The sequence below is a fragment of the Oleiphilus messinensis genome, assembly GCF_002162375.1.
GTDB lineage: Bacteria > Pseudomonadota > Gammaproteobacteria > Pseudomonadales > Oleiphilaceae > Oleiphilus > Oleiphilus messinensis.
Genome location: NZ_CP021425.1, coordinates 5,989,787 through 6,005,669, shown reverse-complemented (window position 1 = coordinate 6,005,669; position 15,883 = coordinate 5,989,787). Strand labels below are relative to the sequence as shown.

Genomic DNA, 15,883 nt, shown 5'->3' with positions numbered 1-15,883 from the left:
TATGACTCATGTACCTCAAATTAAAATTCCTGCGACTTATATCCGTGGCGGGACCAGTAAAGGCGTATTCTTTCGACTGCAGGATTTGCCGGAAGCTGCACAGGCACCCGGTGCAGCCCGAGATGCCATACTGTTACGTGTGATCGGCAGTCCCGACCCCTATGGCAAGCAAATCGATGGTATGGGCGGGGCGACCTCAAGTACCAGTAAAACCGTAATATTGTCCAAGAGCAGTCAACCGGATCACGATGTTGATTATCTATTTGGCCAGGTGTCAATCGACAAGGCATTTGTTGACTGGAGTGGTAATTGTGGCAACCTGTCTGCGGCAGTGGGTTCATTCGCGATCAGCAGCGGTCTGGTGGATGCGGCGAATCTCCCGGAAAACGGGGTTGCTACTGTGCGTATCTGGCAGGCGAACATCGGCAAAACCATTATTGCCAAGGTGCCGATGACCGCAGGCGAAGTGCAGGAAACCGGTGATTTCGAGTTGGATGGCGTAACCTTCCCGGCGGCGGAAGTCCAGTTGGAATTTATGGATCCTGCTGCGGATGACGAAGGTGGCGGTTCCATGTTCCCCACCGGCAACCTGGTGGATGACCTGGACGTGCCGGGTGTTGGAACCCTGAAAGCAACGCTGATCGATGCGGGCATCCCGACGATCTTCGTCAATGCTTCGGACATCAACTACACCGGTACCGAGCTGCAGGATGCGATTAATAACGATGCCAAGGCATTAGAGATGTTTGAAACCATTCGTGCCCACGGTGCGGTTAAAATGGGATTGATCAAGTCCATTGAAGAGGCCGCGGGTCGCCAGCATACACCCAAGGTCGCGTTTGTTGCGCCGGCTCAGGATTACACCTCCTCCAGCGGTAAAACCGTAGCCGCGAGTGATGTGGATCTTTTGGTTCGTGCCTTGTCCATGGGCAAGTTACACCATGCCATGATGGGGACCGCAGCGGTCGCCATTGGTACTGCAGCGGCGATACCCGGTACATTGGTTAATTTGGCTGCAGGTGGTGGAGATCGGGAATCCGTTCGCTTTGGCCACCCTTCCGGTACGTTGAAAGTGGGTGCAGAGGCCAAACAGGTTGAAGGTGAGTGGACGGTGACCAAGGCCATCATGAGCCGTAGTGCCCGCATCCTCATGGAAGGCTGGGTTCGTATCCCCGGTGATGCCTTCTAACACATTTTCTGTCGCGTTTTCAGTAGTATGGCAGCCGATTCGGAAGTATTCGACTGTCATACTATCTGTAGCAACTGATGTAAGCTCAACGCGGCACTGACTTGGTTCCGTCCTGTTGCCAATTTGACGCCTGTCGAGTAACTCAACTTCATGTCAGCCAAACTCAATAGCGTTTGGTCTATACTTCAGAGTATACGGAGAACATTGTTGTGCAGCGTTCAGTAAAATAAAGGCGATAGCCATGCATTCAGAGAATAGATGAAGCGACCAGTCTTCCTACAATTGGTGTTACCCATCGTATTGGTGATCCTCAGCTTTAGTTCTGGCGTGATGGCGAAAGAAAAAATTCTCTGGGTAAAATGGAAACTGGTACCCGAATATATTGAGGACGGTGAATTTGCCAACCAAGGTTACCTCGATAAATTCCTGGCCGATACGATAAAGCGCTTCCCTGAGTATGCCCACTCCACTGAATTTCAATCCATAAGCCGATTAGACCGTTCCTGGGATTCTGGAAACGTTTGTACCGTTCATCTCTGGCTGGGCTACTGGCCTGATAAAATTCTCTATTCCAAGCCCTATGGCTTCACTCCCAGATTCGGCATTGTCACACAACGTGATTCTGAATTGGCAAAACGATATGCGGACAAAGAAAGTGTATCTTTAAAGGCATTGCTGGATGACACCGACTTTCAAGTGGGAATGCTGCCATTAATGATCCAGGGGACGGATAACTCCCGATACCCCCAGCTTAAAAGCACACTGCTTGCGCGCATGAATAATGGAAATATAAAGGAATTCAGCAATAGCCGGAATGAAATGAGTGTGGAGTACTTGGACAGGGGACGAGTCGATTACATTATTCGCCAGCGCATTACGCACTACACCGAATTAAAAATCAAAAAGCGGCCAGATCAATACCGCTTCTATTACCTTGATGAGGGGATGACTTACAAGCAGGTCGCTGCAGCCTGTTCAAATACGAAACTGGGCCATACCGTGATTGAAAAGTTCAACAGCCTGATGGGCGATGAGCTTTTTGAAGCTTACCTCAATTATCGTCAGGAGTGGGATACTGACAATAAAGTGTATGAGAAAGTCTATCGGGACTATTTTATTCATAATCAGCCTAATCCATTTGTAGTGGAGTAGCTGGAATGCGTTACTAAAATTTCTCTCAATAGCCGTTTCAATTACCGGGGCATCCTTGTACGATGGCTCCGTTTTGGAATCTATATTAGCACTACTCTGGTCAAAAAATTACGCAGGTGAAAGCATGCTCAGAAACAAGATTTTGAATCGTGAAGACGGCATTGTGTTTTACGGGATAGTTCCGCCCAAAAAAGACACAGATCCGGAACGGGTCCGCGAAATTTCCGAGTTGCAGATGTCTCGCCTGAAAGGCCGCTCGATTGATGGCATGGTGTTATATGATATTCAGGACGAATCGTCCCGAACCAGTGAAAAAAGACCATTCCCGTTTATGGAAACGCTGGACTCCTTTCGCTACAGCAGAGAGTACCTGTCCGCGTTAGATGTGCCCAAGATCATTTATCGTTCTGTTGGTAAATACACAAAGGATACGTTGTCTCAGTTCATTCAGGCCGTTGATACGGAGAAAGAACTCAGCGTGTTCGTGGGAGCATCGTCCATGGATCAAGATGTCACGATGACCATGCGTGAAGCGTACGCATTGCGCTCACAACTCAATCCAGAGCTTTTGGTCGGTGGTGTGACGATTCCCGAGCGACACCTGACCAAGCTTGACGAGCACATGCGCGTATTCAGCAAGATGCAGCAAGGCTGTTCGTTTTTCGTCTCACAAGGCGTGTATGACGTAAATGCCTCCAAAAACTTTTTATCGGATTACTATTTCTACGGCCAGGAAAACGGCATTGAACTGGCTCCGATCATCTTCACCTTGACCCCCTGTGGTTCCCGAAAAACACTGGAATTTATGAAGTGGCTGGGGATCGAGATACCCCGTTGGCTGGAAAATGAATTAGTCCACTCCGAAGATATTCTGCAGAAATCCGTGGAGTTTTCAGTTCAAAGTTACAAGGAACTCAGAGCCTATGCAGCCGAAAAGAATATTCCCATCGGCTGCAACATCGAAAGCGTTGCCGTCCGAAAAGCAGAAGTTGAAGCATCAATCGAAATGCTTGATATGATTAATGCAGGATAACATTACAGACTCTGATGCTGAAATAACTGCTCAGCATACGAGATAATATCCTGGCCTCGCTCGAGCTTGCTTATCTTCGGCTCGAGTGTTGCGCTACCGTTGAATGCCCCCCAAATCGCACCAGCCATGGCACCTATTGTATCGGTATCACCACCTAGTTTGATGATTTGACCGAGCATGATATCAAAATCCAGATCTCGGAATTTCAACGCGAAGTAAATGGCGGTTACGCATGAGTCTGTGGCGGCTATGCCATTTCCGAGATGAATTCGAATGGTTCTGGGTTCCAGTGTCGCTTGTCTCAGTGCAGACTGACAATACATTGTTTTATCGACGAACGTTTCCGATTCGCAAAGATGAAGCATCTCCTTCAAAACTGTTTCGTTCGGTGATTTGGCTAAGGCCTTTTGTGTTACAAGCGCGATGAGTTTAGCGCCTTCTATGCCTAATGGGTGCGCATGGGTAATCTCTGCGCTTCTAATAGTACTTTCAAGTAGACGTTGAGTATCTTGCGGGAAGCACAGGGCCAGTATTGGCGCTCGCATTGCGGCTCCATTTCCGAAGGATCCGCCTTTAAACTTTTTTTTGTTGATCTCTCGCCAGCAGTTACCCTTTTTGATACGTTTTAACAGGTTCGAGGTGGAAGGGCCGTAGCCCCTTGACCATCGATAGCTTTGAGCAAATTGCTGTGCCAGATGGTCTTGGTCAATCCTGTGGTTATGGAGAAATGACTTGGTTAAATCAATTGCCATTTGAGTGTCATCGGTAAATCGTCTTTCACCGGTCGATGTGTGCCCGATTGCTCGCCAAAGTAGTCGTTCGATAGGGCCACCTTCAAAGGGGGCGGCAAATGCATCGCCCATCGCGAGTCCTAAAAAGCAACCTTTGTACTGTTCAATGCTTGTCATTTTTGAGGCCTGAAATAGTATACCGAGATTGACAGAGTATAGAATCAAAGCTGGAATCTGTTTAACTATCCGCGGGTTCTCAATGTTTGCATTCAATACGGCACCTTGGCTATGCTGCATAAAGGCTCGGAATTGGTGATTCAAGAGCATCGCTTCATTCACCGAAATCAACGCAAAATTTGTACGTGTTTGTACGCAGAGGATAAGAAATGCTGAAAGCTGGTATATTTCTGGATATGGAAAACCTGAATATGAATGGTGGCTGGGGGATGCGGTATGAGGTGATCAAGGAGCTGGTGGAGGCTCAGGGGACTACGGTATTGCGGGCCAATGCCTACGTAGCGGTGGATACGAGTCGGGAAATGCGGGATTACGAGTATAAGGAGAAAGCGCAGAATCGCCGGGAAAAGATGCGTCTAGCCGGTTTTCATATCGTTGAAAAGGAAATCAAACGCTACCGTAACTCCGATGGTACCGAGACGGTGAAAGCGAATGCAGATCTGGATATGGCGGTGGATGCGCTGTTGCAAGCCGAGAATCTGGATTACATTATGATCGGCAGCGGGGACGGTGACTTTTTACGTTTGGTCCGGGCGCTGCAGAATAAAGGCAAACGGGTTGATGCGATTGCGTTTAACAATGTCAGCGGCGACCTGCGTCGGGAGGTGGACTATTACTTCCCCGGTGCCATTATTCCAAAACTGTTGCCGATCAAACATAACGCGCAAAAGCGCAGAGTGCGCGGTGTACTGGACTATGTTAATGATGAAAAAGGTTACGGGTTCCTGTCGATTCGAACGGGTTATCACGTGACGGATATTGAGTCCGGCATTTTCTGCCATATTTCCCAATTGACCGAAGATGGGGTCAATATCACCAACGACCGCTTTTCGACGCTGGCCTCCAGTAACGCCGTGATTGAGTTTGACCGGGTCGAGTCCGGACGCGGTGGTTTTCAGGCTGAAAGCGCGGTGGTTTATCAAGGCAATTCCTGAGGCGACTGGATTTCATTTCACTGAAAATAGCGTTCAAACGCGGCATCGACATCATGCAGATGAGCGGGTGCGCTTTCGAGCACGATGATTCGTATTGTCTGGATATCATGAATGCGAACAGACTCCATATTCGCAAGGCGTCGTATGATTTGCTTGATTTTGTACGCAACAGCCCAATGCCACTGGCTTTTCCGATCCATAAAATGGAACTTTTCGATAAAATCATAGAGTTCCATCAATAAGATTGTCACTGGTGACCATTGATAGGCTGGTTTATTAACAACCTGTGCGCGCAGGTCAATTGGGCTGTCCACCAATTCTCTCCTTACCACCATTTATTGCCGATTCCGATACGAGTTGTACCGTAAAAAGTATGCAGGCTTCATTTGCATTAAATAGGGAAAAAATGTGCAATAAATGAGAAAATTAGCCCGTTATCCATCGCGGGCAATCGCCCGCTCTTCCCACCAATTTCCGGCACAGTATCAAGATTGGTCGAGATGGCGAATCTGGACTGACCCTCAGGCCGTATGTAGAGATTATTATTTTATGTCTTTACAAAAGATATGATGTATCATAATATTTTACCTCTCTCGATGACCTCTGAATGTAAGGAGTATCTTGTGAAGGCGAGTATTGCAATACAACCTGAAGTTTCACAATCGTTCGCTGCCTCCAGAGCAGTTGAAGCAAATGAACCGGAATGCCTCACATCTATTTTGCGAGATCATGTGAATTTAGCCGTTTGGCACAGAAATCTGGATGCCGAGATCTCCCGGTTTGTGACCGATTTGTTAGGTCTTCGTACGGAATACTCTACGATGCAATATTTATCTGTAACCCGCCCCGAGGACATGGCGTTGCAGGTTTCAAGTGGCCTGCCAACTGAATTTGTTTCATTACACGGGTTCCAAGCCTGGCTGGATGACATCACCTTGCTGATGGATATGTACTGCTGCCTGTTTGAGCCGAAGATGGTTGGTCTTCGGCTGCATATTGTGGATCGTGCGATGTGTCCACGCTTTCATGTTGATCGTGTCCCTGTGCGCTTGCTTTGTACCTATGGAGGATTGGGTACGCAATGGCTCGAAGAGTCCAGTGTGGTTCGTCCGGATGAGCCTGATGCTCGCCTGCCGGAGCAAATTACGAGCCCGGCACAGATTCAATCGGTTCCTACAGGTTCGGTAGCTCTTTTGAAAGGGTCTGCCTGGATAGGCAATGAAGCCCATGGCATTGTTCACCGCTCTCCTCCTGCTTCTACTGAAGACACGCGACTGATTTTAGGTCTCGACTGGCTTTAGTCGGACCGTAATTTAAGTAACAAATGATATAGTGTAACGTATCTTATATGGAGTTTTATTAATGATAGTATCGCCTCGATTCGACAGTTCAGGAAAGAATAAACCGCGCTGGATAGGTGCCTTCACTGTAATGACCGTTATGACACTGGCGGGTTGTGGAGGAGACGACGATAAATCAGAAACAACACATACCGATACTCATATTGAGAGTGAGGGCAGGATTGCCGTTTATGATGCTGAGGCTCAAGCCGTCAAAGTGCTGAGTCTGGATAATGGTCAGACCCTTCACTCTGTTGCTTTGCCAGGCTCCACACCCAGACTCTACAGCAGCCCGGATTATCGCTACAGCGTGGTTATTCAGCGGGATGAGGACCGGGTCAGCTTTATCGACGGGGGGTTGTATACTGAGGATCACGGCGATCATTTACATGATTACGCAGAAACGCCTCAGCTCCAGAGCCTGTTTTTAAGTGCCAGCAAGCCGACCCATTACACGGTGAATGAATCTGGCCAGGGCAATGTTGCTATTATCTTCTTTGATGGCTCGGATAACGCCCAGGCTTCAATATCGATATTCAGTGATTCAAGCTTGAACGTAGGCCAGGAATTGGCCTCGATGGGGCTGGAAAACCGGATGCATGGTGTCGCCAAGCTGATCGATGACAAAGTTTATGTAACCTATCGCGATGCAGCGATCACAGATACAACCCTGCCCGCTGAAGTTGAACGTTACGCTTTTAATGACGGTAACCTGCAACTCGAAACCCGTTATGATACTGCATGCCCTCGGTTGCACGGGGCGGGTTACAATGAATCCATGCTGGCATTTGGCTGCAGTGATGGGCTGTTAGTGGTTGATCTGACCCAACCGGAATTACCTGCCTCAAAGCGACCAAACCCTGCTGAACTTGAAGCGGATTCCCGAATTGGAACGGTCTATGGTCATCATGATGTGGCCGATTTGATTGGTCGAGCCGGTAATCAGTTTTTTGTGGTGTCACCAAGTGCTTCGGATGACAACTATCCACTGTTGTCTTTAGCGGAGGGTGTTTCTTCTGTAGCGCAAGGGTTCGCGAAAGAAGGTGAACGTTTTTACATCCTTGGTGACGACGGTATTTTGCGTTTGTTTGATCCCCAAAGTGACTGGCAGGAAGTGGGCCAGTTACAGGTGATTGATCCGCTCACAGCCGAAGCTGTGGCACCCAGTGTAGTGGCTTCCAATCATAATGAGACGCTGATTTTACTCGACCCTGCCAAGCAGGAGGTCGTGGTGATTGATACTCATGAATTGTCTGTGCATCAACGTTTTGCACTGGACTTCTCTGCTCAAGGACTGGCCTGGATGGGCATCGAAGATCATGAACAGGGTGACGATCACAGTCACGATTAGGAGCGAGTCATGATATTTCAAAGGAATGCGCCGCGCACCGTCCGGGTTGCGCGGACCACACTGATTGGTGCCGTTTCGGTGCTGATCTGTGTGGGTGAACTGTCCGCCACTGAATTTAACCCGAATATCAGTGTCGTGTTAGATGGGCGGTACCAGCAAAATGAAGGGGCGCTCGGGCATAGCGAGTCCGGTTTTGCAGTGGGCCATAATGAGTTGACGCTCTCGGCCCCTGTTGATGACTTATTTGTGGGTCGGTTAACGACGGTGTTGGAAGATCACGAAGGTGAAACGGAAGTGAATCTTGAGGAGGCCTTTGTACAAACCGTTGGGCTTTCGTACAACCTCACCGCACGGGGAGGGCGTTTTCTTTCTCAATTCGGGTATCTGAATAGTCGCCACACCCACAGTGATCATTTTTCCAGTCGACCCGCGGTATACCGGGCATTGTTTGGCAGCCACTATTACGATGATGGTGTGCAGTTGAATCTGCTGTTACCGACCCCGCTGTACTGGCAGGTGGGGGTGGAAGCGTTAAATGGTGACCGGCTGAGTGAAGGCAATGAGGACGTGGGGGTATTCACCGCCCGCAGTGAGTGGGGTGGTGACCTTTCCGTGGGATCGAGCTGGCAATTGGGCGTGAGCTATTTGCACAATCGACAAACTGCAGTGCCGGATGAGGCAGGCGCCGATCACTCCGGGCATGACCATACTGATCAAGCGCATGGGGATCACGATCATGCCGGACATTCCCACAGTATTGCCTATACCGGAAAACACACCTACGGGGTGGATCTGGTGTGGAAATGGTCTCCTGAAGGGAACGTTCGCCAGCAGCAGGTTGTAATTAGTGGTGAGTATATCCGGGCGACAGATCCTAATGAATATGCCTCGGACGATGATATTCATGAAGGTTGGTATGCCTCCGCGGTCTATCGCTTTACACCCCAATGGTCAATCGGAGCCCGCTACGGTGAACTGGATGTCAGTCAGCCCCATGGTGACCATTTCCATGATCAAGCACTGGAAGAGGCAGACTTCATGGTGGCTTATCAGCATTCGCACTTTTCTACACTGCGCTTGCAGTTTAGTCATCAGGACGGAGAAGGCTTTGAGAACACGGACGATACACTGGTTTTGCAATATGTGATGAGCTTTGGAGATCATGGTGCCCATGAATTTTAAGTTGCTGACGACATTGCGAGCACTCCTCCTCTTTGGCTGTTTCAGCCTCAGTTCTCTGAGCTATGGGGCCTTATCGGTATTTGCTTGTGAACCGGAATGGGCCTCTCTGGTAAAGGTGCTATTGCCGGAGGCCGATATTACCGTGGCAACCAACGCCTGGCAGGATCCCCACTACATCGAGGCGCGACCCAGTTTGATCGCCGCGATGAACCGGGCGGATTTTGTGATTTGCACCGGTGCATCTCTGGAGGTCGGATGGTTACCTGCGCTTCTGGCCAGTGCGGCAAATCCGCAGTTAAATCATCCGGAAACCGGGGTTTTCTATGCCGCGAAATTGGCGGAATTGCATCAACCCCATGACCATGTTGATCGCAGTATGGGAGACGTTCACCCGGAGGGGAATCCCCATATCCAGCTGGATCCCGATTCAATTCCGGCCATTATGCAAGGGCTTGTTGATCGTCTGGTTTCGTTGCAGCCCGAAGAGGCGAATCGTATTGCCCTGCGTCATCTGCAATGGAAAGTTCGTTGGAACAAGGCGCAAATCCGATGGAAACAGGCCCGTAGCAAGCTGGCCGGAATGTCGGTTGTTGTGCAGCACTCTGCATTCCATTATTTGTTGCACTATTTGGGAGTGAAGGTCGCAATCGACCTGGAGCCGAAGCCCGGATTGCCGCCCAGTGTTCGCCATTTGAATCAGCTTCTGGAGAGTCCGAATCTGAGCACCACCGCAACCATTCTTATTGCGCAACATCAGGATCCGCAGCCTGCGCAATGGTTGTCGTCTCGGGCTGGCATTGCGGTGACGGTGGTACCCGGTACAGTCACAACACAAGCGGATACAGACCAGTTGGATGAGCTGATCACGGTTATTGTTGAACAGCTGTTCAAGGCGAGAGAGCAAGACAGCAGATGATTACGACAATGCTCTGGCTCTGGCTGCCTTGCACCGCCAGTTTGTTGTTGTGTATTGCATTGGTACCACTCGGACGACAGGTATTAACGCGCGGTGTGGTGTTTGCTGACATCGCTATCGCACAGTGGGCAGCGTTAGGTGTAATTGTGCAAAGCCAATGGTCTGCCCACTGGCTGTCGCTTATTCAGCCACTGCCCGTGCTTGGGCTGCTTTCCGCCCTGATTTGTGCCTTCGGCATCAAAATAATTGTACGAGCGGTGCCCGCATACCGGGAAGCCATGATCGGTATTCTCTACGTGTTTGCTGCCAGCCTGTCAACGCTGGTGGTCAGTCAGGATCCTCACGGCGCACAACTGTTAGCAACGGCGATGAACGGTGATTTGCTGTGGACTTCCAAACAACATCTTATCCCCCTTGTACTCTCCGCAGTTCTGGTGCTGCTATGGTGTGGCATTGGTGTTCCGCAATTGCGCGCTAAACTGTTTTTGCCGCTATTTGCTTTGGTGGTGACACTGGCCGTGGATTTGGCGGGTATTTACGTCGTGTTTGCAACCCTGATTGTTGCCCCGCTGTTGTTATGTCATCTGCGCGGATCCCGGACCGCCTTGGCGATTGTTGTCAGTTTTACCGGCCATGTTGCCGGGCTGTGCGGGTCTGCAATCTTCGACTGGCCGGCTGGTGCGGTAGTTGTGGTCGCTATCGTGCTGATCAGCGTGAGTGTAACGCTATTGCTGCAAAACCAGCGCAATCGAAGTCAATTTTTATCAGGGACTGTGTGATTGCGTAAAGGTTGCTACAATAGCGCTCAGAATCCTGAGAACAAAGTGAAACAAAACGATGGAGCACACCCAAGAAGTAATCAAACGTGCAGCTGAAAAATGCACGAAGAGTGGTAGTCGACTGACTGAGAAGCGTGCGCAAATATTGTCAATACTGGTTGATACACAGGGCCCGCTTTCCGCATACGAAATTGTAGATCGCTATAATGCGAATGCGGAGAAGTCAATGCCGCCCATGTCCGCTTATCGTATTCTCGATTTTCTCATTTCCGAGCAGTTAGTGCACAAACTCTCTTCGGAGAACAAGTTTGTCGCTTGTTCCCACATACTCTGTCGCCATGATCATCAAGTACCGCAATTCCTGATTTGTCGTCAATGTCGGCGCGTAAAGGAAATTGCCATTTCCAGTGAGATCGTGAAGACACTTCAGGTTAACGTTGAAGAAGCAGGTTACCATCTCCTGAACTCCCAGCTGGAACTGGACTGCATTTGTGATCAATGCAAGCGTGCGCAAGCTTGACCCGATCTCTTGGAAATAGTGAACGAGTCGAATGGTTTAATTTGGCTGACTCCCGATACTGCCTGTTACTATCCTGCTTATGTAATTGCTACACCGCTGTTTGAAAAGCCCAGCACTTGGCTGGGCTTTGTGTTATGGGCCAATTCCCTCAATTTTAATGATGGACTCGAAGCGTTTAAAATCCGCACTGTTGTGCGTCAGCACAGAGGGAATACCATAAGCCAGCATGGTGGCGACGATGTTGGTATCTATGAATAGCGGTTTAACGTCCGTCATCGCCATACATATCTTCTCTGCGTAAGCTCAATCCCTCCGGCCAGGGGCCGAGGTCGTCCACTGGAAAATCCAATACGTCTTGATGGGTGGTTGTGTGCGACTTGGCCCGTTCCTTTAAAAAATCCACGAAGTCTTCCTCTTCTGCGATACGATCAAGCGGTAATGATTGAATCTTCTCCAACAAGGACTGCGCGTTTTGCTCTGGAATCGTCATAGCGAATAACCTCCTTAGCCGTTGGTTTGTTGCCGGTTACCAGATAATCCAGCGAAACTCCCAGAATATCGCTGAGTTGTATCAGCTTCTCAATAAGTGGTATGTGCATGCCTATGTTCGGAGTACGCCTTGACATAAGTATTTATAGCGAATGTAACGTAATGCGTAAAACGCATCAACATAATTCTTGACGCAAGACAATGGGGACAGGCACTTATGTCTCTTTCGGTTTATCAGTCTTCGCCAGCGTGGCCTCCAACAACTCAATATCCGGCAAGGCCTCAGTCAAATAGGTGGCCAACCCACCGGCTTGTTCACATCCCGCAAGGCATACTCGGCCACGATGCGGTTGTTGGATTTACATAGAATCAAGCCTATGCTGGGGTGTCGGTTGGGTGCCGTAACAAATCATCCACAGCGGACAAATAAAAGTTCACCTTGCCAGCAAATTACCGGTGGCCCGGGTGATGGCACCCTGATTGAATTTGCGAGTGCTGATACCTACTACTTTGAACGGGGGGATGGCATTGACACCATTCGTGACAACGATAATTACCGGGGGCAAACTGATAAAATCGTATTCGGTGAAGGGATCACACCTGAACAATTGGTGTTTAGTAAGGTCGGCGCACATATCCAGATAGATTTACTGGACGCGCAAGGGGAACTTAGTGGAGATCGTATTACGATATTGCACGCCGTTATTTATACAGTCTACCGTATTGAATTTATTGAGTTTGCCGACGGCAGCAGCCTGAATTCCGCAGAAATATTAGCCTTGGCACAATAAGGACATTGTCATGAAAAATCTGAAAGACATCTTACAAAACATCGCCTGCCTGCTGACTGTTTCCTTAGCCATGCTGTCCGGCACCGCGAATGCTGAATCAAAACTCTACTTCGTCCACACCGACCACCTGGGTACCCCTCAGGTCCTTACAGATCAAAATCAAAATGTGGTTTGGAAAGGTGAATACACCCCCTTCGGCGAAGTCACCGAAGTGGTCAATACCATCGGACAGGATATTCGCTTTCCCGGTCAATACCATGATCGGGAGACTGGGTATTACTACAATTACTATCGGGATTACGATCCCACGTTAGGAAGATATTTTCAAAGTGATCCTGTTGGCTTGCGAGGCGGTCTGAATACTTATGGATATGTTCTCCAAAATCCATTGACCAATATTGACCCACATGGTTTAGCCACATTGTATGTTTGGAAGCCTGGGCGCTACACTAACGCTTCGGGGAATAACTATGATTCTGCTTACGGGCATGCAGCGGTTCTTACAAATGATGGAACTTATGTTAGTCATCATCCCGACAAGCAAGGAGCGAACCCGTTTGACTCTAAGTATCGCTCCTATGATCAAGATGTTGATTTATATGGCCGTCCTCCCGATTATGCTGTTTATGTAGATTTACCCAATGAAGCTGCTGCCGATAGACAAGCAAAGAATCAGTTAAACAATGACAAATACAGGGGATCATGGGGAAATTGTGTTGACGCTGCAACTGGAGTTCTAAACGCGGGTGGAGCTGGTTTACCAGACATAGGTAATCTTTCTGGGGGCGGTATTTCTTACTCAAATAATCTGAAGAATCAAATAGATTCAGCGTATTATTTGAACCGGAATAATTTACGGAATGTCAGTCCAACGGTACCGATTCCATGAATAAAAGAAAGTTCCCCAGAAGGCTTCTTTTTACTCTGGTTGTTGTGTATTTATTAGTTATAGTTGCTCCAGGCATAATAGTGTATCCGGTAGATTGGTTGCTGATGTTGGTTTACGAGAGAAACTATGTAGATGGGTGGACACCAGGGAGCATGGCTTATACTGTGTTCTTAGTATCATGGCCTGTGATTATTGTGATTCTGGTTTTGTATAATCTTTTCTTAATGAGAAAAAAATAAGAACGCAAACAAACCAGTGGGGACAGGCACTTATGTCTATTTCGGTTTATCAGTCTTCGCCAGCGTGGCCTCCAATGACTCAATATCTGGCAAACTGGAACGCAATGCGTCCGGCAAGCCTCAGTCAAATAGGTGGCCACGCCCACCGGCTTGTTCACATCCCGCAGGGCATACTCGGCCACGATGCGGTTGTTGGATTTACATAGAACCAAGCATATGCTGGGTTGTCGGTTGGGTGCCGTAACAAATCATCCACAGCGGACAGATAAAAGTTCATCTTGCCGGCAAACTCTGGCTTGAAGTCCTGTATCTTGAGATCAATCACGACATAGCAGCGTAGCTTGAGGTGATAAAACAGGAGGTCGATATAAAGTATGTGTAAAGTTGGTGACTGCATTGCCATGCCGGTCATATAGCCGTGATTCGATCTGATGGACCAGTATGGCCCCAAACCAACGGTATTCCAGAGCGGCTTGGGCGTACCATTGTCGAACGACTGGGACTTTGACCTTCTCGATCAAGGTGATCAGGTGTCCCCAGGGTGATAGCGTGATTTGGGCGGGTAGACTGGGTTCTGTCCCGGTTTCTGCCACAGCTTGTGGCAGAAATTCAGGCGCTTTGGGATAAGCTTGGTAAAATGCCCGCATCCGCCATAAATTCCGCGCGGAAAAGCCCTGCACACCAGGGAATTCGCTCGATAAATACTTTGCCAATTGCTCAATCACAGAGCGCCCCTAGCCTTCCTGTTCCTTCTTGATCACGATGTCGCTGCAGGTAAGCCAATAGAGCGCGCAGCTTCCACCTCTCCCGCTCCTCCCCCGCCCACCAATACGCTTGCCCTGCTTAAAGGCGGCTAAAAAGTGGGCCAATAGTGCCGTATTAAACTGGCCTTGGTGCCAGCCCATTCACGCGTATTGGCGTTCGGATGTCGTAGCTCCGCGGTGGTTTGTTTACCCCTAGCCCCAAGGGGAACAACTAAGGCTGGCGCAAGCGCACTTTAAAACCTTTGTTTCTCCCCTTGCCCCCGCTGGGGGGCAGGGGTACCCGGCTTCGTTAAAGGCTCCCTCTGTTGCTCGCGCATTGTGGCACCGTGCTCGCCCCGTCAAGGGCCGCTACGCTGAAAAGCCCCCTTGACGGGGCTGCGCGCGATGCTGCTGGCTCAATACAACAGCGGAAGCGGGTTTGATCCCGAACGATAAAACTAACAGGAGTGAATAAAATGAAATGGGAAATTGAAAAGATCATCGATGTGGCAAACGAACTACAAAACCGTGGCAGCAGGGGAGCCAGTACCGGAGAACAAATAGCGGCAGCCTTTGTACTCGACCGCATGGAGTTTTTACCGGCAGGTTATACCGTCATTGAAGCCTGGGAGCGGTTAGATAGCTGGCAGCGTTACATCAAAATCTTTCAACATTACTTCCATCTTATCCAGTCTTAACTAAATATCAGGAGGTTTTGGCCTCCTGTTTCCCTTCAGAAAAGCCCTAAATCCCCCACGTTATTCCTTATAAGAGTTAAAGGGTCACCGACCGATGACCCTTTAACTAATGATCCGCTAGGCAGACTTTATCAAAATGTCAGCAGATGCAAGCCCAAATTTAACCTGCCCAAACCTATGGTCAGGTTACTTGTTTGCATTATCTGAGCAGACTACAGAATAAGGGTCGTCTAAAAAAAGGGGACAGGAATAATGGAACAAATAATCGAATTAATAAGAATGGTTGGGATTGAGAATATCGCGACAGTGACAAATAGTGTCTGTTTAATCATGTTCGTAAGAGCAAAAACCAAGTCGGACGATGATAAAAGTTAAGGGAAAAAGTGCGTCGGGGATTGTGAGCTGCTAGAGTGAAAGAATGTTGGGTTTTGAGGTTTTTAAGTAATTGAATGCGTTGGGATTGTAGCCAGATATAGCTAGAATTTCGCCTAGGCGGACTGTAATTGCAAAGTGATCCTATTGGGTTGGCGGGGGGGATTAATACTTATGTTTTAGGAACCCCCCCTTATCTATAGTGATCCACAAAGGCCGAGGGTTGAAGCCTGAGCCGTGTCCAGCAGAAATGGGGTTACCAAATGGAGCGATGTGCAACAGTGGCGATACAGATAA

At 48.9% G+C, this 15,883-nt stretch carries 19 protein-coding genes and 1 pseudogene; 13 read left to right on the top strand and 7 right to left on the bottom strand.

Annotated elements, in window-relative coordinates; translation table 11 throughout:
- The first annotated feature begins 1 nt into the window (after position 1).
- The 3 genes from prpF (at position 2) to OLMES_RS26115 (ending at position 3,374) form a co-directional block, all read left to right on the top strand.
- A complete protein-coding gene (gene prpF, locus OLMES_RS26125) occupies positions 2 to 1,189 on the top strand; it encodes a 2-methylaconitate cis-trans isomerase PrpF (RefSeq protein ID WP_087463960.1) in 1,188 nt (395 codons plus the stop codon).
- Between the two features lie 258 nt (positions 1,190 to 1,447).
- Positions 1,448 to 2,341, top strand: coding sequence for a hypothetical protein (locus tag OLMES_RS26120; protein WP_087463959.1), 894 nt, complete (start codon positions 1,448 to 1,450; stop codon positions 2,339 to 2,341).
- A gap of 124 nt (positions 2,342 to 2,465) precedes the next feature.
- Entirely contained in the window at positions 2,466 to 3,374 is a 909-nt protein-coding gene (locus OLMES_RS26115; RefSeq protein WP_087463958.1) for a methylenetetrahydrofolate reductase, read from the top strand.
- A gap of 2 nt (positions 3,375 to 3,376) precedes the next feature.
- Here the strand turns inward: OLMES_RS26115 and OLMES_RS26110 are convergent, their stop codons facing one another.
- Positions 3,377 to 4,282: an ADP-ribosylglycohydrolase family protein gene (locus OLMES_RS26110; protein ID WP_157678626.1), complete on the bottom strand. Its 906-nt coding sequence runs from the start codon at positions 4,280 to 4,282 to the stop codon at positions 3,377 to 3,379.
- A 209-nt stretch (positions 4,283 to 4,491) separates the two neighbouring features.
- Here OLMES_RS26110 and OLMES_RS26105 point away from each other — a divergent pair, with 209 nt between their 5' ends.
- A complete protein-coding gene (locus OLMES_RS26105; protein ID WP_087463956.1) occupies positions 4,492 to 5,277 on the top strand; it encodes an NYN domain-containing protein in 786 nt (261 codons plus the stop codon).
- Between the two features lie 17 nt (positions 5,278 to 5,294).
- On the opposite strand, the gene OLMES_RS26100 is transcribed toward OLMES_RS26105, so the two are convergent.
- Positions 5,295 to 5,591 carry a hypothetical protein gene (locus OLMES_RS26100; protein WP_087463955.1) on the bottom strand — a complete coding sequence of 99 codons (297 nt, stop codon included), beginning with the start codon at positions 5,589 to 5,591 and terminating at the stop codon, positions 5,295 to 5,297.
- Positions 5,592 to 5,900: 309 nt separating this feature from the next.
- Between OLMES_RS26100 and OLMES_RS26095 the strand changes: the two genes are divergently transcribed.
- From OLMES_RS26095 to OLMES_RS26070, 6 genes are all read left to right on the top strand, one after another.
- On the top strand, positions 5,901 to 6,578 hold the full coding sequence (locus tag OLMES_RS26095; RefSeq protein ID WP_198343139.1) for a DUF1826 domain-containing protein: 678 nt from the start codon (positions 5,901 to 5,903) through the stop codon (positions 6,576 to 6,578).
- A gap of 61 nt (positions 6,579 to 6,639) precedes the next feature.
- Entirely contained in the window at positions 6,640 to 7,968 is a 1,329-nt protein-coding gene (locus tag OLMES_RS26090) for a hypothetical protein (protein ID WP_198343138.1), read from the top strand.
- Between the two features lie 9 nt (positions 7,969 to 7,977).
- Complete coding sequence (locus tag OLMES_RS26085) at positions 7,978 to 9,150, top strand: porin family protein (protein ID WP_157678625.1); 1,173 nt, start codon at positions 7,978 to 7,980, stop codon at positions 9,148 to 9,150.
- Complete coding sequence (locus tag OLMES_RS26080) at positions 9,140 to 10,066, top strand: metal ABC transporter solute-binding protein, Zn/Mn family (RefSeq protein WP_087463953.1); 927 nt, start codon at positions 9,140 to 9,142, stop codon at positions 10,064 to 10,066. The genes OLMES_RS26085 and OLMES_RS26080 overlap by 11 nt, the downstream gene beginning before the upstream one ends.
- Complete coding sequence (locus OLMES_RS26075; RefSeq protein WP_157678624.1) at positions 10,063 to 10,845, top strand: metal ABC transporter permease; 783 nt, start codon at positions 10,063 to 10,065, stop codon at positions 10,843 to 10,845. Before OLMES_RS26080 ends, OLMES_RS26075 begins: the two co-directional genes overlap by 4 nt.
- Before the next feature lie 58 nt (positions 10,846 to 10,903).
- The gene (locus OLMES_RS26070) at positions 10,904 to 11,365 is read left to right on the top strand and encodes a Fur family transcriptional regulator (protein WP_087463951.1); all 462 of its coding nucleotides are present in this window, start codon (positions 10,904 to 10,906) and stop codon (positions 11,363 to 11,365) included.
- A gap of 132 nt (positions 11,366 to 11,497) precedes the next feature.
- On the opposite strand, the gene OLMES_RS28185 is transcribed toward OLMES_RS26070, so the two are convergent.
- The 3 genes from OLMES_RS28185 to OLMES_RS29120 all read right to left on the bottom strand — a co-directional run bounded on the left by OLMES_RS28185 (position 11,498) and on the right by OLMES_RS29120 (position 12,227).
- Entirely contained in the window at positions 11,498 to 11,641 is a 144-nt protein-coding gene (locus tag OLMES_RS28185) for a PIN domain-containing protein (protein WP_198343137.1), read from the bottom strand.
- A complete protein-coding gene (locus OLMES_RS26060) occupies positions 11,628 to 11,855 on the bottom strand; it encodes a hypothetical protein (RefSeq protein WP_087463949.1) in 228 nt (75 codons plus the stop codon). Before OLMES_RS26060 ends, OLMES_RS28185 begins: the two co-directional genes overlap by 14 nt.
- Positions 11,856 to 12,140: 285 nt before the next feature.
- Positions 12,141 to 12,227, bottom strand: a complete 87-nt coding sequence (locus OLMES_RS29120; RefSeq protein ID WP_232465387.1) for a DUF1016 domain-containing protein — start codon at positions 12,225 to 12,227, stop codon at positions 12,141 to 12,143.
- 19 nt (positions 12,228 to 12,246) lie between these two features.
- Between OLMES_RS29120 and OLMES_RS28730 the strand changes: the two genes are divergently transcribed.
- Both OLMES_RS28730 and OLMES_RS28920 read left to right on the top strand, forming a co-directional pair.
- Positions 12,247 to 12,645 carry a calcium-binding protein gene (locus OLMES_RS28730; protein WP_087463948.1) on the top strand — a complete coding sequence of 133 codons (399 nt, stop codon included), beginning with the start codon at positions 12,247 to 12,249 and terminating at the stop codon, positions 12,643 to 12,645.
- A gap of 10 nt (positions 12,646 to 12,655) precedes the next feature.
- Entirely contained in the window at positions 12,656 to 13,534 is an 879-nt protein-coding gene (locus tag OLMES_RS28920; protein WP_087463947.1) for an RHS repeat-associated core domain-containing protein, read from the top strand.
- A gap of 157 nt (positions 13,535 to 13,691) precedes the next feature.
- Here the strand turns inward: OLMES_RS28920 and OLMES_RS29115 are convergent.
- Together OLMES_RS29115 and OLMES_RS26035 are read right to left on the bottom strand one after the other, a co-directional pair.
- Positions 13,692 to 14,170 (bottom strand): annotated as a pseudogene (locus OLMES_RS29115) (PDDEXK nuclease domain-containing protein).
- Positions 14,091 to 14,498, bottom strand: coding sequence for a DUF1016 N-terminal domain-containing protein (locus tag OLMES_RS26035; protein WP_087463945.1), 408 nt, complete (start codon positions 14,496 to 14,498; stop codon positions 14,091 to 14,093). The pseudogene OLMES_RS29115 and the gene OLMES_RS26035 overlap by 80 nt, the downstream one beginning before the upstream one ends.
- Before the next feature lie 494 nt (positions 14,499 to 14,992).
- Between OLMES_RS26035 and OLMES_RS26030 the strand changes: the two genes are divergently transcribed.
- Positions 14,993 to 15,214, top strand: coding sequence for a hypothetical protein (locus OLMES_RS26030; RefSeq protein ID WP_087463944.1), 222 nt, complete (start codon positions 14,993 to 14,995; stop codon positions 15,212 to 15,214).
- Positions 15,215 to 15,883: the final 669 nt, after the last annotated feature.

What these genes read in the sequence shown, in the direction of transcription:
- prpF (WP_087463960.1), top strand. Translation starts at nt 2, where the DNA reads ATGACTCATGTACCTCAAATTAAAATTCCTGCGACTTATATCCGTGGC.
- OLMES_RS26120 (WP_087463959.1), top strand. Translation starts at nt 1,448, where the DNA reads ATGAAGCGACCAGTCTTCCTACAATTGGTGTTACCCATCGTATTGGTG.
- OLMES_RS26115 (WP_087463958.1), top strand. Translation starts at nt 2,466, where the DNA reads ATGCTCAGAAACAAGATTTTGAATCGTGAAGACGGCATTGTGTTTTAC.
- OLMES_RS26110 (WP_157678626.1), bottom strand. Translation starts at nt 4,282, where the DNA reads ATGACAAGCATTGAACAGTACAAAGGTTGCTTTTTAGGACTCGCGATG.
- OLMES_RS26105 (WP_087463956.1), top strand. Translation starts at nt 4,492, where the DNA reads ATGCTGAAAGCTGGTATATTTCTGGATATGGAAAACCTGAATATGAAT.
- OLMES_RS26090 (WP_198343138.1), top strand. Translation starts at nt 6,640, where the DNA reads ATGATAGTATCGCCTCGATTCGACAGTTCAGGAAAGAATAAACCGCGC.
- OLMES_RS26085 (WP_157678625.1), top strand. Translation starts at nt 7,978, where the DNA reads ATGATATTTCAAAGGAATGCGCCGCGCACCGTCCGGGTTGCGCGGACC.
- OLMES_RS26080 (WP_087463953.1), top strand. Translation starts at nt 9,140, where the DNA reads ATGAATTTTAAGTTGCTGACGACATTGCGAGCACTCCTCCTCTTTGGC.
- OLMES_RS26075 (WP_157678624.1), top strand. Translation starts at nt 10,063, where the DNA reads ATGATTACGACAATGCTCTGGCTCTGGCTGCCTTGCACCGCCAGTTTG.
- OLMES_RS26070 (WP_087463951.1), top strand. Translation starts at nt 10,904, where the DNA reads ATGGAGCACACCCAAGAAGTAATCAAACGTGCAGCTGAAAAATGCACG.
- OLMES_RS28185 (WP_198343137.1), bottom strand. Translation starts at nt 11,641, where the DNA reads ATGACGGACGTTAAACCGCTATTCATAGATACCAACATCGTCGCCACC.
- OLMES_RS26060 (WP_087463949.1), bottom strand. Translation starts at nt 11,855, where the DNA reads ATGACGATTCCAGAGCAAAACGCGCAGTCCTTGTTGGAGAAGATTCAA.
- OLMES_RS28920 (WP_087463947.1), top strand. Translation starts at nt 12,656, where the DNA reads ATGAAAAATCTGAAAGACATCTTACAAAACATCGCCTGCCTGCTGACT.
- OLMES_RS26030 (WP_087463944.1), top strand. Translation starts at nt 14,993, where the DNA reads ATGAAATGGGAAATTGAAAAGATCATCGATGTGGCAAACGAACTACAA.